The organism is Ascidiimonas meishanensis (assembly GCF_037782385.1).
Classification (GTDB): Bacteria; Bacteroidota; Bacteroidia; order Flavobacteriales; family Flavobacteriaceae; genus Ascidiimonas; species Ascidiimonas meishanensis.
Genome location: NZ_JBBEXD010000001.1, coordinates 24,570 through 46,787 on the forward strand (window position 1 = coordinate 24,570; position 22,218 = coordinate 46,787).

Sequence of the window (22,218 nt, forward strand, 5' to 3'; positions counted from 1 at the left end):
TTAACTAGCTATACTCATTAATACGATACCTCCTATTGCAATCACAATTCCAATCTTATTTAAATTAGACAACTTTTCTTTAAACAAGCCTATGCCAACAACTGTTGATAATAAAACAACACCTACATTATTTACAGGAAAAACATAAGAGCTTTCTATTCCATCTATTTTTAATGCCTTTAGCAAAAAATAAATAGAGAAAAAATTTGGTAGACCTAAAACAATACCAGCAATCACAGATTTAATCTCAAAATTCACTTTTTTTAAAATGGTCTGAATTAGGATTATAACCGTTCCGGTAATTCCAGCAACCAAAAAAATGACCGCTGAGTATATGTTTGTTTCCTCGATGCTTACGTATTTAAATTCTACATATTTGAGAATAGTATCTAGTAATCCTGAACCAATGAAGAGTAATAATGGCAAATACAAATATTTGTTTTTAACCAATGTATGAGTTGTTTTTTTAGTTACTAGATATACTGCCATTAATGCTAAAATAATCCCAATAACTTTAAAGAATGTAATTTTATCTTCGTAAACTATAAATGCAAAAACTACAGGAATTACCACAGACATCTTGCTGGCTATGGAAACTACAGAAAGGCCTATTTTTTGAGCTGTAAGTGCTAAAATATTAAAGAGAGTAACAAAAAGGACTCCTAAAAACAACGTCCCTTTAAACCAAGGGGCTTTTGGTATTTGTGATAGAGACACTATCGTCTCATCAAACATAAACCCCGTAAAAAATGCTATAAAATAATTTATAACTATCGCATGAAGATTGTTTACATTAAACCGGCTAAAGTATTTGAAGATTACAAACAAAAGCGTGTTCAACAAAATACTCAACAACAGATAGACCATTAAAAGAAGTTTTTATCTAGTAAATTAATAATGTCTTCTTCTCCGGGAATAAGATGCCATCCTTTCCAACCGGCTTCTTTTGCTGCTAAGACATTTTCCAAAGTGTCATCTACAAATAATGTTTGTTGAGGATTTAAACCATTTTCTTGTATAACAAAATTGAAAATTTCAAGGTCTGGTTTTCTTAAATGAATCTCATGAGATAAATAAAATTTCTCGAAATAGCTCTTGAATCTCTCATATTTAGTGTCACTCATACTATTTTTTACGGCACTAATATGAAGTTCATTTGTATTACTTAATAAGAATAATCTAAAGTTTTTTTTGTTTGCCAGCTTTTCCAAAAAGTTCAATCGATATTCTGGAAAATCTAAAATAATGGCATTCCATGCTTGAACGAGCTCTTCTTTTTCAACTTGAGGAAATAAATGATGATAATATTGAACAAAATGCGAGGTGCTTATAAGTCCTTTTTCATAAGACTCATTCATTTTAACCAATTCGGGTGATAATTCCTTTAATCCTAATTTTTTCATCCTTAATAGGGTGGCAGGCTTGTCCAGATTAATAAAAATATCACCAAAGTCAAAAACAATATTTTTTATGTTTTTTTTGTCCATATATAAAGTTCATCTGTGATTATTTTGTCTAAACTTATTAAGTCACCCGTAATTACAGGAGCAGGTGTTCCAGCCCTAAATACTTTATTTCCTTTAAAAACTCTTGCCTCATCCCAAAGACCTTTATCAATAAATCCTTTTAATGTCTTGTAACCTCCTTCAATAATAAGGCTTTGTATACCCATATCATAGAGTTTGCTTACTATTGAAGTAATTAAAGTATCATCAAAATGAACGCTATGATAAGAAATTTTTTGTTGCGGAGAGGGTGTTTTTTCTACTTCAGTAAAAACAAGTGTAGGAACCGTATTATCTAGGAGTTTAAGGTGAGTAGAAAGCCTCAAATTTCTATCTAATAACACCCTTACTGGGGATTTTCCATACCAGTTTCTAGTGGTTAATGATGGGTTATCTATGGAAGCGGTGTTAGTACCTACCAAGATGGCTTGTTCTTCACTTCTCCATTTATGTACGAGCTGTCTGGAGAATTTATTTGATATCCATATGGGTTGGGCTATTTGTTTTGTTGTTTTGGTAGTTGCCGGACTTAAAAAGCCATCTGCTGATTCTGCCCATTTTAATATCAGGTAAGGTCTTTTTTCGGTGTGGAATGTAAAAAAGCGCTTATTTAATGCTCTACACTTTTCTTCCATAACACCAACGGTTACGTTACATCCAGCGTCTAATAAATTTTTAATACCTCTTCCTGCCACTTTGGCAAAGGGATCTATGGTGCCAACTACTATGTTCTTAATCTGTTCTTTGATAATTAAATCACTACAAGGAGGTGTTTTACCATAATGGCTACAAGGTTCTAATGACACATAAAGAGTGGCATTTTTTAATAATTCTTTATTCTTTACAGAATTAATTGCAATAACCTCGGCATGAGGCTGTCCAGCCTTATAATGCCAACCTTCCCCAATAATTAAATTATTATGAACAATTACACTGCCAACTAACGGGTTTGAATAGGTAGTTCCTAATCCGTTTTTGGCCAGTTGAATACATCTTTTTATATATTTTTCGTGTATATTCACATCACAAAAATAGTATAATAAGGTGAGTCTATGAGCGAAATATTTATCCGGCAAATAGAATACTCTGATAATGATCAAATTGCCAAAGTTATTCGTAAAGTTATTGTTGATTTTAATGTTCCAAAAGAAGGTTCTGCTTATTCAGATAGCTCTTTACAAAATCTAACCAAAGCTTACCTTGCGGATAAATCTTTTTATTATGTGGTAATTGAAGGCGATACGGTCTTGGGAGGTGCTGGAATTGCACCTTTAGCAAATTATGCTGGAAATGTTTGTGAATTGCAAAAAATGTACCTATTAGAGATAGCTAGAGGTAAAGGTATAGGAAAAAAACTAATTAATAAGTGTATACATAAAGCTATAGAGTTTGGCTATAATGGTTGCTACTTAGAAACGATGCCAAATATGACTGTAGCGCAAAATATTTATCAACATATGGGTTTTGAACATATTGAAGCTCCTATGGGAGATACATGCCACCATGCTTGTTCTGTATGGATGTTTAAAACACTGAAGTAAATGCTAAAGAAAAATGCTTCTAAAAGAGCTTAAAAACATTTTTCATCTGGAATTAGATCAACAATATGGAGTTGAAGAAGTTGATCAATTTTTCTACAGAACTTTAGAACACTATTTTGACATTTCTAAACTTTTTGTGGCTTTAAATCCAACTCTCAGCTTGACTAATGATGAAGTACCTATTGTCTACAAAACATTGGAGAGCCTAAAAAACAACATCCCTATTCAACAAATATTGGGTAAGACTTCATTTTATGGATTTGATTTTTTTGTCACCAAAGATGTACTCATTCCAAGACCGGAAACCGAAGAGCTTGTCGAATGGATTCTAAAGGATATAAAAAATAAAAAAATAAAAAAATCACCAATCAAAATACTTGATGTTGGTACTGGCAGTGGCTGTATAGCAGTTACAATAGCCAAAAATACAGCGAGCGTTGAAGTCACTGCTTATGATATTTCAGAAAAGGCCCTAGAAATAGCTAAAAAAAACGCTAAAAACCTTCAAGTACCCATAAATTTTATTCAGGCAGACATTCTAAAAATTCAGGACTTACCAGATAAATATGACATAATAGTTTCCAATCCTCCATATGTAAGGGAAGTTGAAAAAAATCAAATGATGCTTAATGTTTTAGATTATGAGCCACACATTGCTTTGTTTGTTCCGGATGATGATGCACTTCTGTTTTATAAAAAAATTGCCCAACTAGCTGTTAATAACTTGCAGCCCGATGGTGCATTATATTTCGAGATCAATCAATATCTTGGTGATGAATTAGAAGAAGAATTAAGAGCTTTAGGATTCTTAAATATTAAAAGAAGAAAAGATTTGTTTAGTAATGAACGTATGGTAAAGGCACAACTTATAAAATCTGTATAAATGAAGAGTATTGTAGTTTTTTGTGGAAGTAGTGAGGGAAATGATCAACATATTATTAAAGAAGCCTATGAACTAGGTAAATGCCTAGCCAAACAGAACATTACTTTAGTCTATGGTGCTGCCCATATAGGCATTATGGGACAGGTTGCTTCCGGATGTCTTGATCATGGAGGGAAGGTAATTGGAGTAATCCCAGATTTCCTGAAGATTAAAGAAGTGTATCACACCGGATTAACAGAACTTATTGTGACCAAAACGATGCATGAAAGAAAATTAATTATGCATGATTTATCTGAAGGAGTAATTACTCTTCCTGGAGGTTATGGCACTTTGGAAGAACTTTTTGAAATGATTACTTGGGGACAACTAGGATTGCATACTAAACCAGTAGGAATTTTAAATGTTAGCGGGTTTTATAATGACCTTTTAGCGATGCTAGAAAAAATGGTAAAAACAGAATTTTTAAAGCCTCAAAATTATGAAATGTTATTGGTTGAAAACAAAACGCAATCTTTGTTGGAAAGAATGAAAAAATATAAACCTCAAGTACAGCCAAAATGGATTCATAAAGAACAGGTTTAGTTAAATTGAAAGAATTCCGGAAAAATGGTAAAAAACCCTAAAGACCAGATCATAGAATTAAGAAAAAAATTAAGTGAACACAATTACAATTATTATGTGTTAGATATGCCCACTATTTCAGATTATCAATTTGATATGATGCTTAAAGAATTGCAGGTGCTTGAAGATACGTATCCTGAATTCTTTGATTCGGGTTCGCCTACACAAAGAGTAGGAGGAACTGTCACTAAAAATTTTGAGACGTTAACGCATAAAGAACGAATGTATTCTCTTGATAATTCTTATTCTAGAGAAGATCTGGAGGACTGGGAAAAACGGATTCATAAAATATTAGGTACTTCTAATATTGAATTTGTATGTGAATTGAAATATGACGGTGCTTCTATTAGTATTACTTATGAAAATGGGCGCTTGTTAAAAGCGGTAACTAGAGGCGATGGGTTTAAAGGTGACAATGTAACTAATAATGTAAAGACTATAAGATCTATTCCTTTGATATTAAAAGGTGATTATCCTTCAGAGTTCGATATTAGAGGTGAAATTATATTACCATTGGAGGGCTTTAAAAAAATGAATGAAGAACGAATAGAAGCTGGAGAAGACCCCTATATGAATCCAAGAAATACAGCTAGCGGCAGTCTAAAGCTCCAAGACAGTGCAGAAGTTGCCAAAAGACCACTTGATTGTCTTTTGTATGGTTTGAATGGAAATCAGGTAAACGCGAAATCACATTTTGAAGCATTAGAAATGGCAAGACAATGGGGCTTTAAAGTACCTGCTGAAGCTGCATTGTGTAAAAGTATTGAAGAGGTAATGAATTTTATAGACATATGGGATGTAAAAAGGCATGACTTACCTTACGAAACAGATGGTGTTGTAGTGAAAGTGAATAGTATTGCACATCAACAAGAATTAGGCTATACTGCAAAGGCACCGCGTTGGGCAATGGCTTATAAATTCAAATCAGAACAAGCAAAAACAACCTTAAATAGCATCTCATATCAGGTTGGAAGAACGGGTGCTATAACGCCGGTGGCCAACCTAGAGCCAGTTTTGTTAGCAGGAACTACAGTAAAAAGAGCATCATTGCATAATGCCGATCAAATAGAACGTTTAGATATTAGGATTGGTGATCGTGTATTTGTGGAAAAAGGAGGAGAAATTATCCCAAAAATTATTGCTGTAGATTTAACTTGTAGGGAAGCGGATTCTAGCCCGGTAGCCTATATAACACATTGTCCTGAATGTCAAACAACTTTAATCAGAAAAGAAGGAGAAGCACAGCACTACTGCCCTAATTTTTACGGATGCCCTCCACAAATTACAGGTCGTATTCAACATTTTATTTCGCGCAAAGCAATGGATATTGATGGATTAGGCTCTGAAACAGTAGAACTACTATATAAAGAGGGGTTAATAAATAACTATGCAGACCTTTACGAATTGAAAATTGAACAAATTATACCTTTAGAGCGAATGGCAGAAAAATCTGCTGAAAATATAATTAATGGAATTAAGTCTTCTGTTGCAATTCCTTTTGAACGAGTTCTTTATGCTTTAGGAATACGATTTGTGGGAGTAACTGTAGCAAAAAAACTGGCAAAAGCTTTTAAAGCTATAGATCATCTCAAACAGGCTTCAAAAGAAGATTTGTTACAAGTAGATGAAATTGGTGAAAAAATAGCCGAAAGTGTGGTAGAGTTTTTTGCAAACGAAAAGAATATGCTTATTGTAGAAGACTTAAGGCAAAAAGGGGTTGCCATGCAAATATCTGAGGAAGCTTTAAAAGATCAAACAGATCTTTTAAAAGGTATTACCTTTGTTGTTTCAGGAGTTTTTGAATCTATTACAAGAAATGAATTAAAAAAACAAATAGAAGATAATGGAGGTAAGGTAGCTTCTTCTATTTCCTCTAAAACGAATTATGTGATTGCAGGAGCAAACATGGGGCCAAGTAAGAAAGAAAAAGCAGATAAACTTAAAATACCCATTATAGATGAATACCAATTTTTGGATATGATATGAAGAATTCTTTAGCAATTAAGTCTTTCTATTTGTTCGGAATACTCTTGATTATTGGAGAAGTATTTGAAATTCAGATTTTAAAATGGTTCCCAAGAGTATGCATGTTACCTTTGCTGTATTTTGTTTATTATAAAAAGACAACACTCGCAAATTGGGGTATATCAATAGTCTTTTTATTTTATTTTTTTGCGGAATTAAGTAGTTTTTTTAATCAGGAATTAATTCTAAAATATTCTTTGATCTTTTTTGGATTGGGTCATTTAGTTTTATGTGTATTTGCATTTAATCTGATTCATGAAAAAGGTACAAAAAGACTACTCTATTATTCTATCCCTATCATTCTTTTATGGTTAGTATATTATGAATTCTACCTTAGGGATGCTTTTGGAGATGCGCTGGGAATTTTATACCCCTATGTGGTTGGTTATTCAGTTGCATTAGTTATGCTGAATGTGCTCTCTAATGTGAGTTTTTTTAATTCAGGATCACAACTTACACTTTACTTAATCATTATAGCTGTAAGTCTCGTAATAGGAGATTCTATGATGAGTATGTATCTGTTTTTTAGTCCAATTAATCTCTTTGAAGTTATCAATGTCATATCGCATATAATCTCGTATATCTTTTTATTAAAGTTTGCAACAGATTATGAAGGCTTTAAATTAAAATCGACTTACCTTCCTTAAGAACCTTTCCATGAGTATCAAAGTAAAAATCTATCCTTCCTAAATTAATACCATAACAACCTACTTGATTTATTAAAACTTCTTCGCCTTTTTGGTTCAAATGAATTTCTGGTTTATCTAAAAAAGTATGCGTATGTCCGCCAATTATTAAATCTATATTTTCTGTTTTTGAAGCCAGTAAAACATCTGAAGGGGTTTGTTCATTTTTGTATTTGTAACCTAAATGAGAAAGACAAATTACAAGGTCGCATTGTTTTTCGTGCTTTAAAAGATAACTTATGCTTTGCGCTATTTCTATAGGGTTTAAATAAACAGTTTCTTTATAATTTTTCTTAGCGACGAGTCCATTAAGTTCAATTCCTAAGCCAAAAACTCCCACTTTTACGCCACCAGTTTCAAATATCTCCCAAGGTTCTACATGGCGTTCTAAAAGAGTATTTGAAAAATCATAATTAGCCGAAATAAAGCTAAAATTAGCATGAGGTAGTTGTGCATACAACCCCTCAATACCATTATCAAAATCATGATTCCCAATGGTAACGGCATCATATTTAAGCATACTCATGAGTTTAAACTCTAACTCACCACCATAATAATTAAAATAGGGGGTTCCCTGAAAAATGTCACCCGCATCAAATAAAAGCGTATTTGGGTTTTCATTGCGAATTGCTGTAATAAGAGAGGCTCTTCTGGACACACCTCCCATATTTGGGTTTCTTTTATCCGTTTCAGGAAAAGCATCTATATGGCTATGAACATCATTTGTATGCAAAATAGTGAGATGTCTTTTTAATTCTTTACAAGATTGAAAAGTGTATGGTGCAATACCAAGCATGGTAGCTCCAGCTGCACTATTCTTTATAAAAGTACGTCTATTCATTTATTCCATTATAAATCTATGATCATAAGAAGCAGAAATAGTGTCTACTTTTCTAAAATAATCAATAAAGATGTTACGTATTAAATAATCAATGTCAACTCTGCTTATAGGATCCTCAAAAAAATTCATTTGATCACCCAAGTTAGCAAGATAATCAGAGGTAGCTATCTTAAAACTCTTTAACGAGTCTAAGGGTAGTCCATGAATGGAAACATCTTTCAATGTTCCGTCTTTAAAAAGTGACAAACGTAATTCTTTTGAAAAGGGATGTGCTCTTTGCCCTACCACTAAAAAGTTGATCAACGAATCCATTTTAGATCTTGATAACTCTAATACGGAAATCGTATTCTCAAAAGGCATTAATTCATAAGCGGTTCTCGCTGTTACACCTCCCTTATTAAATCCAGATCTGATACCTCCATGATTGAGCAGTACAAAATCAACGTGATTTCCAATTCTTTTCAAATAAATAGGCTCAATAGCTTCATAAACAACATCTGCCATTAAATTTCCAAGCGCAGTATTTAGCGGAGTATCATTTTTTGTTAAGTTTTGTGGGTTGTAAGCGAGAACGCTATCTAGTGTTTGATTAATTCTTGATCTATAAGGAGTTATAAAAGATTCAATAGATTTAGTTTTAGGAAGAGAATCCGTAATATGGATATTTTCTCCCGCTATTTTTGTAACTTGATGGGAATGTTTACATGCAGCAAAAGCACAAATTGTTATAAATAAAACAAAATGTTTAATAATACGCATCATAAGTTTTTTATAAAATAAATTAATTATGGATCAGATTCTCTATTTTTGTAACACAAAGTTACTATAAATGTTTTTAGAAAAACTCAAGCGAAAAAGCGCTCTCAAATTATTGAAAAAAGCTTTAAACGCTCATGAGAATAGTAAATTATCGAAAGAATCATCTAAAATACGTTCCTTAGGTTGTATTGTTAATTTTGATGAATTCAATCATACTGAAGTTTTTCAAGAACTAGCAGAACAAATAGGATTAAAGTCTCATGAATATAAAATAATTGGTTTTAGTGAAAAAGGTTTAATGGGTACTGGATTTAACGTTCCTGTTTTTACGGATAAGGATTTGGGATGGAACGGACAAATAAAAAATTCTGATATTAATGAATACTTAGGAAGAGAGTATGATTTACTGATAAATTACTACCAACATGCACCGGTGATTTTAAAATTGGTTTCTGCCAAAACTAAATCACAAACAAAAATTGGTTTATTAGATAGTAATCAAGATTTAAATGATATTGTTTTCCAAATTTCTCCGGATTCTTTTTCAAAATTCAGAGAAGAAATTATAAAGTACCTTAAAATTTTAAAAAAGATTTAGCATGTCGCAATTAAGAGGAACAGGCGTTGCATTAGTAACTCCATTTGATGCAAAAGGCAATATAGATGTGTCTAGCCTTTCAACTTTGGTTGATTTTGTGGTTGATGGGGGAGTAGATTATTTGGTTGTTCTTGGAACTACCGCAGAATCGGCAGTTTTATCAAATGTTGAAAAGGAATTAGTTAAGACTACTATACGAAATGCAAATAAGGGAAGGTTACCATTGGTATTAGGCGTAGGTGGAAATCATACCTTGGCAGTGGTAGATGAATTGAAAACAGGAAATCTGGAAGGTTTTTCTGCTATTCTATCTGTTGCTCCTTATTATAATAGACCCAGTCAAGAAGGAATTTATGCCCATTTCAAAGCCATCTCAGAAGCAAGTCCGCTGCCTGTTGTTGTCTATAATGTTCCTGCAAGAACTGGATGCAATATGAGTGTGGAAACTACCTTGAAATTAGCATATGATTTTGATAATATTATTGGGATAAAAGAAGCTTCAGGAGATTTAAATCAGGTTACCCGAATTTTAAGAGATAAACCTGAAAATTTTCTAGTAATATCAGGAGATGACATGCTTACTTTGCCCATTTGTTTGGCTGGAGGTGCAGGTGTAATATCTGTGATTGGACAGGGGTTACCTTCTCAATTTTCTAAAATGGTTACTATGGGAATAAATGGAGATGCAAGAAATTCGTATGCTCTTTTTAATAAACTTATCCCAGTTATAGATTTGGCATTTGAGGAAGGGAATCCCGCAGGAATTAAAGCAATTCTTGAACATTATAAGATTTGTAAATCTGTGGTCAGGCTTCCGCTCACTGCTGCAACTAAGACGCTTAAAAGAAAAATCAATACATACTTGAATCAATCCATCGCAGTTACTCCATAGATGGCGACATCAAAAAAATTATCAGATCCTGGATTTGGGAGCGGTAGTACTGAAAATGTGCAACGTTTTGTGACTAAGGATGGCAAGTTCAATATTAAACATTTAAATAGAAAACATTCTATTGCCTCCACGTATAGTTATCTTGTTCATATTTCATGGGCTCGTTTTTTCTTATTGGTACTTGCAGGATACATCATTGTAAACGTGCTCTTTGCAATTTTATACCTATCTATTGGTATTAATGAATTTTATAATGAGAGTAATTCTTGGTTTATTGATTTTTTAAATGCGTTCTTTTTTTCAGCCCAAACCATTACAACAGTTGGTTATGGAAGCATGGCTCCAAAAGGTGTTTTGGTTGGAATTGTATCAACTATAGAAGCTTTGGTAGGTCTTTTAAGCTTTTCATTTATAACGGGATTACTTTATGGAAGATTTTCAAAACCAAGATCATTTGTTAAGTTTAGTGATCAAATGGTTCTTAGACCCTTTAAAAAAGAAAATGCTTTGATGTTCAGAATAATGAATACCAAAGAAACTCCAATGATAAAACCAAAAGTTACCGTAACGCTTTCATTGCATGAAATGAAAAAAGGGAATTTTACAAGTAGTTTCTTTCAACTTTCAATGGAAAGAGATTTTATTAATTATTTACCTACTACATGGACACTTGTACATCATATTGACAAAGACAGCCCGCTTTATAAGTATTCATTAAAAGAGATACCTCACTTAAAGGGAGAGATTATTGTTATGGCAAGCTATTTTGATGAATCCTTTAATGAGGAAGTACATAGGGTTTTTTCATATACCCTTGATGAAATTGAAATAGATCATGAGTTTGTAAAGGCTTTTGACTTTGATTCTGACGGAATTACCGTGTTAGATCATGAAAAGTTAAATGAAACCAGACCAATTAATAGTTAAAAAGATTTTAAAATACTTTTTTTAAGCGCGAATAAGCGTATTTTAGCCCTCTTAAATTTGTTTTTTTTATTACAATAGAATCTTTAATTTTGCCGAATGATTAAAAAAGCGCTTTTTTTTATCCTTACAGTGTTATTAGCATTTATTTTTAATTCCTGTGGTGAGTACCAAAAGGTATTGAAGGAAGATGATACTGCTAAAAAGTATGAATTAGCAGAAAGCCTTTATAAGGAAGGAGATTACCGACGTGCTGTTCGTCTTTTTGAACAAATTGTACCTAAGTTTATAGGTAAACCACAAGGAGAACGTGCTATTTTCTTTTTCGCAGATTCTTATTATAAATTAGAAGATTATTATTTGGCAGGATATCAATTTGAACGTTTCAGCAAATCTTATCCCAGAAGTGATAAAGCAGAGGAGGCTGCTTTTTATGGAGCCAAGAGTTATTATTTTTTATCTCCAAAATTTAGTATAGATCAAACAGAGACCGCATCGGCTATAGATAAACTTCAGAATTTTATTAATACATATCCAAATTCAGAAAGATTATCAGAAGCTAATGTATTGGTAAAAGAATTACGCACAAAACTTGAACGCAAGGCTTTTGAAATTGCCAAACAATACGATAAAATTAAAGATTATTATGCAGCAATTAAATCATTTGATCTTTTCTTATCTGACTATCCAGGTACTCCTTACAGAGAGGATGCCATGTTTTACAGATTAGATTCTATGTTTAAACTAGCAATAAATAGTATTGAGAGCAAAAAAGAAACACGTCTTAAAGAGGCTAAAGACGCCCACGTAACTTTAAAAAAATCTTATCCAGAATCAGAATATTTAGAAGAAGCAGATAAAATGCTTTCTATTCTTAACAAAGAATTACAACAATTTAGCAAATAGTTATTATGAGCGATTTCAGAAAAACAGAAGCACCTATTAGTACGATCACTGTCAACAAAAATGAGTTTGATAAGCCTACAGATAATATTTACGAGGCCATATCCATTGTGTCAAAAAGAGCAAATCAAATTAATGCTGAAATCAAGAAGGAATTGATTGAAAAGCTAGAAGAGTTTGCTACGTACACAGACAGTTTAGAAGAGATTTTTGAAAATAAAGAGCAAATAGAAGTCTCTAAGTTTTACGAAAAATTACCTAAACCACACGCAATGGCCGTTCAAGAATGGCTTGAAGGAAAGATCTATCATAGAAATACTGCAAAATAGAGTATGTCTATATTAAGTGGTATAAAGGTACTTTTAGGTATTACCGGGGGTATTGCCGCTTATAAAATCCCTTTACTGGTAAGATTGTTCATTAAAGCTGGAGCCGAAGTCAAAGTAATTATGACTGAAGATGCGAAGGCTTTTGTTACCCCTTTAACGCTTTCTACTTTAAGTAAAAACCCAGTGCTTTCTTCTTTTACAGTAGAAGAAGACGAGAATGCCCTTTGGAATAATCATGTGGAGTTGGGATTATGGGGTGATTTGTTTTTGATAGCTCCCGCAACAGCAAACACTCTTTCCAAAATGGCATCTGGTACTTCAGATAATATTTTATTAGCTACCTATCTTTCTGCAAAGTGTCCCGTTTATTTTGCTCCAGCTATGGATTTAGATATGTATAAGCATCCTTCTACAAAAGAATCCTTCCAAAAATTGTTTTCATTTGGAAATCGTATGATTCCATCTGCTTATGGAGAATTAGCAAGTGGTCTCATTGGCGAGGGAAGGATGGCAGAGCCAGAAGATATTTTTAATTTTATTACTAATTCAATTCTACAAGATTTACCCTTGTATGGGAAAAAAGTACTCATTACAGCTGGGCCAACCTATGAGGCAATAGATCCAGTAAGGTTTATAGGTAATCACTCTTCTGGAAAGATGGGATTTGCCTTGGCAGCATGCGCCGCTAATATGGGCGCAACAGTAACTTTGATTACGGGGCCAACTCACTTAAATATAATACACGATGGTATAGAAGTCATTAGAGTTGTTAATGCGGAGCAAATGTATGAGGCTGCACATGCTTCATTTTCAGATACCAATATCGCTATACTAGCAGCAGCAGTTGCAGATTACCGTCCAAAAAATATTGCTGATCAGAAAATAAAAAAAACAAATACAGCGTTACAGATAGAGTTGGAAAGAACCAAAGATATTCTTGCATCACTAGGCGCTTTAAAAAAGAAGCAATTTCTAGTTGGCTTTGCTTTAGAAACTAATAACGAATTGGAAAACGCCATAGGAAAGTTGAAAAGAAAAAATCTGGATGCCATTGTACTTAATTCATTAAATGATGAAGGTGCTGGTTTTGGAAAGCCAACAAATAAGATTACTTTTATTGATAAGGGAACACATCAAATCCCTTTTGAACTAAAACCAAAAGATGAAGTTGCCAAAGATATTTTCGATGAAATTTTACGCAGACTATAAGTTTTATTTTCTGACTCTTTTTATTGCCTTTTTTTTAAACACTAAAGGTAATGCTCAAGAGTTAAATTGCAGTATTATTGTTAATTCAGATCAGGTAGGGCAAACTAACCAGCAAATTTTTAAGACGCTGGAAAGATCTTTGAATGATTATGTCAATAAAGCCAAGTGGACTAATAAAAATTTTAAACAACAAGAACGTATTAATTGCAGTATGTTGCTCACCATCACAGAATTTGATGGAAGTAGTCAGTTTTCAGGAACTATTCAGGTTCAATCTAGTCGCCCTGTATTTCATTCAAGTTATGATTCCCCTATTTTTAACTATAACGATCGGCAGTTTAATTTTTCATACCTTGAATTTGAGCCGCTTTTCTTTAACCCAAACTCATTTGAATCAAATTTAGTGAGTGTGATCACTTATTACGTATATATTATTCTTGGTATTGATGCTGATACCTTTGAGAAAAATGGAGGCACACCCTACTTTGAAAAGGCTAGAAATGTAGTGAATTTGGCTCAAGGTAGTGGGTTTCTAGGCTGGCAACAAGCAGATGGAAATAGAACAAGATGGGAGCTCATTGACAATTTGTTATCAAATACCTTTAAAGAATATCGAACTGCTATGTATAATTATCATCGATTAGGATTGGACTCAATGACCGATAATATGACATTGGCTAAACAACAAATCATAGGCTGTATGAAAATGTTTGAATCTTTGGTTGCCAGAAGGCCTAATGCTTTTCTTTTACAAACCTTTTTTGATGCAAAATCGGAAGAAATTCTCGGTGTTTTTTCAGGTGGACCTAAAATTGACGTTATCAATCTTAAAAACTCACTTAACAAAGTGGCTCCATTTTATGCCAATACATGGAAGGAAATTAAATATTAACGGGCTTCTTCCAAATCTAAATTACATGTATATTTGAGGTCTTAAAAAACCATTGCATTGTTAATTTCACTTTCCATTAAGAATTATGCTTTAATAGACCATCTGGAAATAGATTTTTCAGAAGGACTTAGCGTTATTACAGGGGAAACTGGGGCAGGAAAATCAATTCTTTTAGGGGCTTTATCTTTGGTGCTCGGTAATAGGGCAGACCTTAATAGTTTGCGTAATAAAGAAGAAAAATGTATTGTAGAAGCAGTTTTTAATATACATACTTACGGATTAAAATCACTTTTTAGTGAATATGACATAGACTTTGAAAATCAGACCATAATACGTAGAGAAATCCTTCCAAGTGGTAAATCCAGAGCTTTTATTAATGATACACCATGCAATCTTACAGCAGTTCAAGCCATAGGTAAGAGATTAATAGATATTCATTCTCAACATCAGACACTTGAATTAACGGCTAACGAATTTCAGCTTAAAGTTATTGATGCTGTTGCCGATAATAAATCTTTGTTAGAAAATTATAGAGCGCATTTAAAACACTTTCGTGAAGCAACAACAAAATTACAAAAGCTTCAAAATTTTCAAATTGAAGCCAATAAAGAAGAAGATTACAATACCTTTTTACTAAAAGAACTACAAGAAGCAAATCTTTATGATGGAATGCAGGAAGAATTGGAGTCTATTTATGAGAAGTTAAATAATGTGGAGGAAATAAGAGAAAAGCTTGCTTTTGGGAATCAACTTCTTGGTGCAGATGAAGTGGGCACACTGGCTCAACTTACTGTCTTAAAAAACACACTTCAAAAGATTGCAGTTTTTGGCTATAAGTTTGAAGCATTAGCATCTAGAGTTGTATCTGTTTATATTGAATTAGATGATGCTCTTGATGAGTTAAAATCATTAGAGGAAGACCTAGAAGTTAATCCTGAATTACTTGAAGAAACACATAGCAAACTTCAATTGTTGTACGATCTGCAAAAGAAACATCAGGTTCTTGAAATTAAAGAGCTTATAAAGTTTCAGGAGGAACTGGAAAAAAAAGTTGCCATTAGTGAAAACCTGGAAACAGATATCTTACAGGCTAAAAAGGATGTTAAAAAACATGAAGATATTCTAAATAAAATTGCTGAGAAACTTCACCAACATAGAGAAAGAGCAATTCCTGTTTTAGTTGATTATCTTGAAAATTCCCTAGAGGGATTAGGTATGAATAATGCGAAGTTTCAGGTGAGTCTAGAAAAAGCTTTGGGGTTTAATGAAAATGGTAAAGACATACTTAGTTTTCTTTTTGCTGCTAATAAAGGAACGGATTTTGGCGAACTAAAAAAAGTAGCCTCAGGAGGAGAACTTTCACGAATTATGTTAAGTATTAAGGCAATATTGGCAAAACACGTAAAGCTCCCCACCATCATGTTTGATGAGATTGACACCGGTGTTTCTGGAGAGGTTTCTAACAAAATGGGTGATATAATGAAAGAAATGAGCCAAAATATGCAAGTATTTACAATCACTCATCTACCACAGGTTGCGGCAAAAGGGGTACAACATTTTAAAGTTTTTAAAACGGATAGTAAAGATATAACTACTACTGATATAATAAAGCTCAATGATAAAGAAAGGGTTCTTGAGCTCGCTGAAATGTTGGGTGGTAAATCATTGAGTGAATCTGCCCTGGCACATGCAAGAGAACTTCTTAATTGAACAAATTTTAAATATCTTTGAAGCATTAAATATTGATTGGCCATAATTAAAATCAACACTATGTCATATAACTTATTAAAAGGGAAAAAAGGAATTATTTTTGGGGCACTTGATGAAAACTCTATCGCATGGAAAACTGCAGAAAGGGTACATGAAGAAGGAGGTACCTTTGTTCTTACGAATGCACCAATAGCAATGAGAATGGGACAGATTAAGGAATTAGCGGAAAAAACTGGCTCTGAAATAATTCCAGCAGATGCAACTAGCATTGAAGATTTAGAAAATCTTGTTACAAAATCAATGGAAATTTTGGGTGGTAAAATAGATTTTGTGTTACATTCTATCGGGATGTCTGTGAATGTTAGAAAAGGTAGACCGTATACAGATCAAAAATATGATTTTACTACTAAGGGTTGGGATGTTTCTGCAGTCTCTTTTCACAAAGTGATGCAAACTTTGTACAAGGCAGATGCCATGAACGAGTGGGGGAGTATTGTAGCATTGACCTATATGGCTGCCCAACGTACATTTCCTGATTATAATGACATGGCAGATAATAAAGCATTTCTTGAATCTATCGCTAGGAGCTTTGGTTATTTCTTTGGAAAAGAAAAAAATGTTAGGGTGAATACAATTTCTCAATCTCCAACACCTACAACAGCAGGGCAGGGAGTAAAAGGTTTTGACGGTTTTATAGCATATGCAGAAATGATGTCACCACTGGGAAATGCGACTGCTCAGGATTGCGCTGATTATACGATTTCTCTTTTTTCAGATTTAACCAAAAAAGTAACCATGCAGAATCTATTTCACGATGGAGGTTTTTCCAATACGGGAGTTAGTAATGAGGTAATGGATAAATTTATAGAAGAATAACGGCTTATTCTATTAAATAGCATTAGCCGCTTTTAAAAGCGGCTTTTTTTATTCAATTAAGTACCTTTACATAATGAAATTATATATTTCTCTTATTATTCCTGTATATAACCGTCCAGAAGAAATTGATGAGTTATTACAAAGTCTTTCAATTCAAACGACCAAGAGAAAGTTTGAAGTGGTAATTATTGAAGATGGTAGCACATTGAAATCGGATGATATAGTAAATCAATATACTTCAAAATTAAATATTTCTTATTTTTTTAAGGAGAATTCTGGTCCTGGGGATTCTAGAAATTATGGAATGCAAATTGCCAAAGGCAACTATTTTGTTATATTAGATTCAGACTGTATTTTACCACCACAATACATAGAAACTGTTTATACCTCCTTAGAATCTAATTTTGTTGATTGTTTTGGAGGGCCAGACGCCGCTCACGATTCCTTTACACCCCTTCAAAAAGCAATTAATTATGCCATGACCTCTTTTTTAACTACGGGAGGTATTCGTGGTCATAAAAGAGCTATTGATAAATTTCAACCTAGAAGTTTTAATATGGGAATCTCTAAAATTGCATTTGAAAAAACAGGAGGATTCGGTAAAATACACCCCGGAGAAGATCCTGATTTAACAATAAGAATCTGGAATAATGGTTTTAATACACGACTTATTGAAGATGCTTTTGTATATCATAAAAGGAGAATTTCTTGGGAAAAATTTTATCAGCAAGTCCACAAGTTTGGACTTACCAGACCCATTTTAAATGTTTGGCATCCAGAAACTCAAAAATTAACCTATTGGTTTCCTAGTTTTTTTGTTTTCACTAGTTTCATTGCAATAAGTCTTAGTTTTTTTGGAGTGATACTTCCTCTTTTATTATTAATTACGTATTTTTTAGTCACTTTTATTGATTCTTTAATCAAAAATAAAAGTTTATATGTTGCCTTATTATCTGTTCCCGCTATTTGTGTTCAATTTTTTGGATATGGATATGGTTTTATAAAATCCACTTGGAATGTAGGTGTTTTAAAAAGAAAACCTGAAAAAGCATTTCCAAAATTATTTTTTTCATAAGAATGGTTAAAAAACACTGGAATACTGTTATTAAAAGTATGGTCAAGCGCCGTAAACTATCTGAGTTTATACTTTTTTTTGGAATCACTTTTATACTTTGGTTTTTTATCAAGCTATCTGAATCACACAATGCCATACTTAATTTCGACATAGCATATGTTTCTGTCCCAGATGATAAGCTCATTCTTGGTAATCCAACCGCTTCCATTGATGTGTCTATAAAAGCTGGTGGGTACGCCATTATAAGGCATCGTATTTTTAAAAGAACATTAAAATTAGATGTTTCCAGAGCAGAAAATAAGGATGGAGTATATGTTTTAAACACCCAATATCTTGAAGCAGCCGTAAAAGAACAACTAGATAAAGATGTAAGTTTTCAAAATTTACAAATGGGGTTTATTGCTATTGAATTGGGGAAAAATAGCGAAAAAAAAGTTCCAATAACACCAAATTTAACCGTTTTATTTGAACGTGATTTTGATTTATATGGTGATTTTGAAATCAATCCCGACTCTATAACAGTAAGTGGCCCAGAAAATGTTGTGGATACACTTTCTTCTCTTGAAACTGAAAAAATTGTACTAAATGATGTAAATACAGATTTCTCTGTAGAAGCAGCACTGGTTATTTCAGAAGCGCTGGAGCCTGTTCAACTGAGCGCCCAAACCATACAAATAAAGGGTAAGGTGGTTCGTTATACAGAAAAAATATTGGAAGTACCTATAATTATAAATAACAAACCAGATCAGGTTTCAATTCGCTTATTTCCAGACAAAGTGAATGTAAAATGCCGCGGAAGCCTTTTAGATATCAAGAAAGTTTTAGCAGATGATGTTTTGGTAGTAGCCGATTTTAATGAAATAGAAGATAAAGGGGTTTTAATTCCTACTATCAAAAAGTACCCCGAGTACTTGAGATCGGCAGAAATTTTAGATAAGAAAGTTGAATTTTTAATTAAGAAAGAATGATTATTGGGTTAACCGGAGGCATAGGCAGTGGTAAATCTACTGTTGCAAAAATGTTTCAAGAATTGGGAGTCCCTATATATGTTGCAGATATTGAGGCTAAAAAATTATTGGTAGCGTCTTCAAAAGTAAAAAACCAAGTTATAAATCTTTTAGGGAAAAAAGCTTATAAAGGTCAAGAACCAGACAGAGCCTTTATAAGTTCATTAGTCTTTAAAGATGCTGAAAAATTACAAGAATTAAATAACATAATACATCCAGCTGTCAAAATTCATTTTATGAATTGGTATAAGAATCAGGATGCTGTATATGTCATTAAAGAGGCCGCTATTCTTTTTGAGTCTGGAAGCCATAAGGATTGTGATTTTATTATTACTGTAACTGCACCAGAGAAAGTGCGTATTAAAAGAGTCATGCAAAGAGATTCAATTGATGAAAACACTATTCGTGAGCGGATGCAGCATCAATGGAGTGATAAGCAAAAAATAGAACGTTCAGATTATGTAATTTATAACTCTTCTCTGGAGAAGACACAAGAACAGGTTCTGGAAATTCACCACGAGTTACTTAATAAATCAACATAAATATACAATTTTAACATTTTTGTTAAGTTTAGGTTAAAAGCAGTTTGAAAGCAATACGAAACCTTTAATTTTGAATAAATGAGTAAGAGATTATTCGTTCTGTTGGTAGTTTTAATGAGTTTATCACTTATTGGAATTATTTTTGTTCAGGGTTACTGGATTAAAGCTACTATAGACAATAAAGAGGAGCAGTTTTCAATGAATGCAAATCAGATACTGATATCAGTAGCTGAAAGTATTCAACGAAGAGAAATTAAGGATTTTATAGATATTGTTGTCTCAGGCTTAGATAGCTTAGAAGATCCAAAAATCTCAGAAATCTCCAAACTTTTTGTAATACAAACAGATAGTAAGACTAACGAACAGTTTATCTATTCTCATGGTATATTGGAAGAAGATTACGGTTATTCTTCTGCGTTCTTTGAAAACGGTCTGGATAGTGTAAATATTAAAAGATTTATTAGTTCAAGAGAGTCAAAACTGATTCGGGAGGGATTGAGCCTAGACGGAAAAAAAGTAGACGAAGAACAGGTTATGCGGAAGATTGGAAGATTGGACGAAATTGATAAAGCTGCTTTTGAAACTTCTTACAGGGACATTGCGAAAGCAAAGCCTATTCATAAACGTACTAATGTAAGAGAAATAAGATTTGCAATACAACGGGAATTAGAAGATAGAAATATGGATGTAGATTTTGAATTCGGAATCTACAGCAAAGGGTTGGCAACAAAAGTGAGATCTAGAGGTTTTGTGCTTTCGCAATCAACTAGATACAGAACTCCTTTATTTATTGATAACGAGAACGTTAGTGACTATGATTTGCTGGTAAGTTTTCCTAAAAAGAAAAAGTTTCTTATTTCAAGCATAATGACCATGGCTTTTCTTTCAGTCATATTTACCTTAGTAATTATAATTGCGTACTCTAGTGCTCTCTATCAGTTAATAAGACAAAAGCAAATCTCGGAAATTAAAACAGATTTTATTAATAATATGACGCATGAGTTTAAAACTCCCATAGCTACCATTAACTTAGCCTTAGATGCAATTAAAAATCCGAAAACATTTGGTGATGAAGAAAAAGTTAAACGGTATTTGCAAATGATTAAGGATGAAAATAAACGAATGCATGCACAGGTAGAAAATGTTCTTAGAATTTCTAAACTTGAGAAAAATCAATTAGATATTAGTAAGGATAGAGTAGATCTTCATGATGTAATAGATGATGCCGTGCTGCATGTATCCCTTATTGTGGAAGATAGAGGTGGTTATATAGAACAGCATTTAGATGCAGAAAGGAGTGAAATATTAGCTAATGATGTGCATTTTACGAATGTTATTGTGAATATTTTAGATAATGCTATAAAATATTCACCAGATGCTCCTAAAATTAATGTATCTACCGAAATTGTAAAAAATAGTATTGTGGTTAAAATTACAGATCACGGTGCAGGAATGAGTAAGGCTGTGGCAAAACGTATTTTTGAAAAATTCTATCGAGAACATACAGGAAACATACATAATGTTAAAGGGCATGGTCTCGGTTTAGCATATGTTAAAAAAATTGTAGATGATCATCAAGGAGAAATCTACGTAGAAAGTGAAAAAGATAAAGGAAGTACCTTTTATATAAAGTTACCTTTAATATAAAAATTATGGAAAAAGCAAATAAAAAAATATTGTTGGTAGAAGATGATCCCAATTTTGGAGTGGTCTTAAAAGACTACCTAACCATGAATGATTTTGACGTGATGTTGGCTAAAAATGGTATGGAAGGTTTTGAAAAATTTAAAAAGGATAATTATGATCTTTGCATCTTGGATGTTATGATGCCTTATAAAGATGGATTTACCTTGGCAAAGGAGATTCGTGAAAAAGATGAAAATATCCCCATTATTTTCCTCACCGCAAAAACAATGAAGGAAGATGTTTTAAAAGGTTACAAAGCTGGTGCTGATGATTATTTGAATAAACCTTTTGATTCTGAGGTTTTGCTTTTTAAAATAAAGGCTATAATGCAACGTAAATCTTCAGATTCTGTGGCAGATAGCAAACAGTTTGAATTTAAAATTGGAGGTTTTCATCTTAATTCAAAGTTACGGTTCCTTACCTATAAAGAAGAAGAGCCTATCAAGTTATCACCAAAAGAAAATGAGTTGTTACGTTTGTTAGCATTGCATGAAAATGATTTAATGCCTCGTGAATTAGCACTTACTAAAATATGGAGAGACGATAATTATTTTACCTCCAGAAGTATGGATGTGTATATAGCAAAACTACGTAAGTATCTAAAGAAAGATGAAGAAGTAGAAATTTTAAATATTCACGGAGAAGGTTTTCGTTTAGTGGTGAAAAGCGAAGCGCAACAATAAGAATCCTTAGTAGATAAATAGTAACCGTATT

General features: G+C 32.8%; 24 protein-coding genes. 19 read left to right on the forward strand and 5 right to left on the reverse strand.

The genetic code is table 11. The features are described from left to right. The 3 genes from WBG07_RS00115 to ribD are packed head-to-tail and all read right to left on the reverse strand — an operon-like array spanning position 1 to position 2,527. A complete protein-coding gene (locus WBG07_RS00115) occupies positions 1 to 867 on the reverse strand; it encodes an EamA family transporter (RefSeq protein WP_340198432.1) in 867 nt (288 codons plus the stop codon). Further along, positions 867 to 1,487 carry an HAD family hydrolase gene (locus WBG07_RS00120; protein WP_340198433.1) on the reverse strand — a complete coding sequence of 207 codons (621 nt, stop codon included), beginning with the start codon at positions 1,485 to 1,487 and terminating at the stop codon, positions 867 to 869. Before WBG07_RS00120 ends, WBG07_RS00115 begins: the two co-directional genes overlap by 1 nt. Then, the gene (gene ribD, locus WBG07_RS00125) at positions 1,469 to 2,527 is read right to left on the reverse strand and encodes a bifunctional diaminohydroxyphosphoribosylaminopyrimidine deaminase/5-amino-6-(5-phosphoribosylamino)uracil reductase RibD (protein WP_340198434.1); all 1,059 of its coding nucleotides are present in this window, start codon (positions 2,525 to 2,527) and stop codon (positions 1,469 to 1,471) included. Before ribD ends, WBG07_RS00120 begins: the two co-directional genes overlap by 19 nt. A 30-nt stretch (positions 2,528 to 2,557) precedes the next feature. On the opposite strand from ribD, the gene WBG07_RS00130 reads away from it, so the two are divergent. Genes WBG07_RS00130 through WBG07_RS00150 form a run of 5 tightly spaced genes read left to right on the forward strand, consistent with a single transcriptional unit; the run spans position 2,558 to position 7,222 of the window. After that, a complete protein-coding gene (locus tag WBG07_RS00130; protein WP_340198435.1) occupies positions 2,558 to 3,046 on the forward strand; it encodes a GNAT family N-acetyltransferase in 489 nt (162 codons plus the stop codon). 13 nt (positions 3,047 to 3,059) lie between these two features. Further along, on the forward strand, positions 3,060 to 3,929 hold the full coding sequence (gene prmC, locus WBG07_RS00135) for a peptide chain release factor N(5)-glutamine methyltransferase (protein ID WP_340198436.1): 870 nt from the start codon (positions 3,060 to 3,062) through the stop codon (positions 3,927 to 3,929). After that, positions 3,930 to 4,511: an LOG family protein gene (locus WBG07_RS00140; RefSeq protein WP_340198437.1), complete on the forward strand. Its 582-nt coding sequence runs from the start codon at positions 3,930 to 3,932 to the stop codon at positions 4,509 to 4,511. A 24-nt stretch (positions 4,512 to 4,535) separates the two neighbouring features. Continuing rightward, positions 4,536 to 6,536, forward strand: coding sequence for an NAD-dependent DNA ligase LigA (gene ligA / locus WBG07_RS00145; RefSeq protein WP_340198438.1), 2,001 nt, complete (start codon positions 4,536 to 4,538; stop codon positions 6,534 to 6,536). Next, a complete protein-coding gene (locus WBG07_RS00150; RefSeq protein WP_340198439.1) occupies positions 6,533 to 7,222 on the forward strand; it encodes a hypothetical protein in 690 nt (229 codons plus the stop codon). Before ligA ends, WBG07_RS00150 begins: the two co-directional genes overlap by 4 nt. On the opposite strand, the gene WBG07_RS00155 is transcribed toward WBG07_RS00150, so the two are convergent. Next, a complete protein-coding gene (locus WBG07_RS00155) occupies positions 7,194 to 8,102 on the reverse strand; it encodes a bifunctional metallophosphatase/5'-nucleotidase (protein WP_340198440.1) in 909 nt (302 codons plus the stop codon). The genes WBG07_RS00150 and WBG07_RS00155 overlap by 29 nt on opposite strands. Continuing rightward, complete coding sequence (locus WBG07_RS00160; protein WP_340198441.1) at positions 8,103 to 8,864, reverse strand: 5'-nucleotidase C-terminal domain-containing protein; 762 nt, start codon at positions 8,862 to 8,864, stop codon at positions 8,103 to 8,105. A 67-nt stretch (positions 8,865 to 8,931) separates the two neighbouring features. Between WBG07_RS00160 and WBG07_RS00165 the strand changes: the two genes are divergently transcribed. The 14 genes from WBG07_RS00165 to WBG07_RS00230 all read left to right on the forward strand — a co-directional run bounded on the left by WBG07_RS00165 (position 8,932) and on the right by WBG07_RS00230 (position 22,187). After that, positions 8,932 to 9,459 carry a DUF6913 domain-containing protein gene (locus WBG07_RS00165; protein WP_340198442.1) on the forward strand — a complete coding sequence of 176 codons (528 nt, stop codon included), beginning with the start codon at positions 8,932 to 8,934 and terminating at the stop codon, positions 9,457 to 9,459. Position 9,460: 1 nt separating this feature from the next. After that, positions 9,461 to 10,351, forward strand: coding sequence for a 4-hydroxy-tetrahydrodipicolinate synthase (dapA, locus tag WBG07_RS00170; RefSeq protein ID WP_340198443.1), 891 nt, complete (start codon positions 9,461 to 9,463; stop codon positions 10,349 to 10,351). Continuing rightward, on the forward strand, positions 10,352 to 11,278 hold the full coding sequence (locus WBG07_RS00175) for an ion channel (RefSeq protein ID WP_340198444.1): 927 nt from the start codon (positions 10,352 to 10,354) through the stop codon (positions 11,276 to 11,278). It abuts the gene before it with no gap. Between the two features lie 96 nt (positions 11,279 to 11,374). Next, positions 11,375 to 12,181, forward strand: coding sequence for an outer membrane protein assembly factor BamD (locus WBG07_RS00180; RefSeq protein WP_340198445.1), 807 nt, complete (start codon positions 11,375 to 11,377; stop codon positions 12,179 to 12,181). Between the two features lie 5 nt (positions 12,182 to 12,186). Next, positions 12,187 to 12,507 carry a DNA-directed RNA polymerase subunit omega gene (locus WBG07_RS00185; RefSeq protein WP_340198447.1) on the forward strand — a complete coding sequence of 107 codons (321 nt, stop codon included), beginning with the start codon at positions 12,187 to 12,189 and terminating at the stop codon, positions 12,505 to 12,507. A gap of 3 nt (positions 12,508 to 12,510) precedes the next feature. Beyond that, a complete protein-coding gene (gene coaBC / locus WBG07_RS00190; protein WP_340198448.1) occupies positions 12,511 to 13,716 on the forward strand; it encodes a bifunctional phosphopantothenoylcysteine decarboxylase/phosphopantothenate--cysteine ligase CoaBC in 1,206 nt (401 codons plus the stop codon). Then, positions 13,694 to 14,608: a type IX secretion system protein PorD gene (gene porD / locus WBG07_RS00195; protein ID WP_340198449.1), complete on the forward strand. Its 915-nt coding sequence runs from the start codon at positions 13,694 to 13,696 to the stop codon at positions 14,606 to 14,608. The genes coaBC and porD overlap by 23 nt, the downstream gene beginning before the upstream one ends. Positions 14,609 to 14,665: 57 nt before the next feature. Further along, positions 14,666 to 16,318, forward strand: coding sequence for a DNA repair protein RecN (gene recN / locus WBG07_RS00200; protein ID WP_340198450.1), 1,653 nt, complete (start codon positions 14,666 to 14,668; stop codon positions 16,316 to 16,318). A gap of 60 nt (positions 16,319 to 16,378) precedes the next feature. Further along, positions 16,379 to 17,194, forward strand: a complete 816-nt coding sequence (locus WBG07_RS00205) for an enoyl-ACP reductase FabI (RefSeq protein WP_340198451.1) — start codon at positions 16,379 to 16,381, stop codon at positions 17,192 to 17,194. Positions 17,195 to 17,267: 73 nt separating this feature from the next. After that, entirely contained in the window at positions 17,268 to 18,269 is a 1,002-nt protein-coding gene (locus WBG07_RS00210; protein ID WP_340198452.1) for a glycosyltransferase family 2 protein, read from the forward strand. A 38-nt stretch (positions 18,270 to 18,307) separates the two neighbouring features. Then, complete coding sequence (locus tag WBG07_RS00215; protein ID WP_340198453.1) at positions 18,308 to 19,237, forward strand: CdaR family protein; 930 nt, start codon at positions 18,308 to 18,310, stop codon at positions 19,235 to 19,237. Next, positions 19,234 to 19,818, forward strand: a complete 585-nt coding sequence (gene coaE / locus WBG07_RS00220) for a dephospho-CoA kinase (protein ID WP_340198454.1) — start codon at positions 19,234 to 19,236, stop codon at positions 19,816 to 19,818. The genes WBG07_RS00215 and coaE overlap by 4 nt, the downstream gene beginning before the upstream one ends. 78 nt (positions 19,819 to 19,896) lie before the next feature. After that, complete coding sequence (locus WBG07_RS00225; RefSeq protein ID WP_340198455.1) at positions 19,897 to 21,465, forward strand: sensor histidine kinase; 1,569 nt, start codon at positions 19,897 to 19,899, stop codon at positions 21,463 to 21,465. Between the two features lie 5 nt (positions 21,466 to 21,470). Next, positions 21,471 to 22,187 (forward strand): response regulator transcription factor, encoded by a 717-nt coding sequence (locus WBG07_RS00230; RefSeq protein ID WP_340198456.1) that lies wholly within the window; start codon positions 21,471 to 21,473, stop codon positions 22,185 to 22,187. Positions 22,188 to 22,218 lie beyond the last annotated feature (31 nt).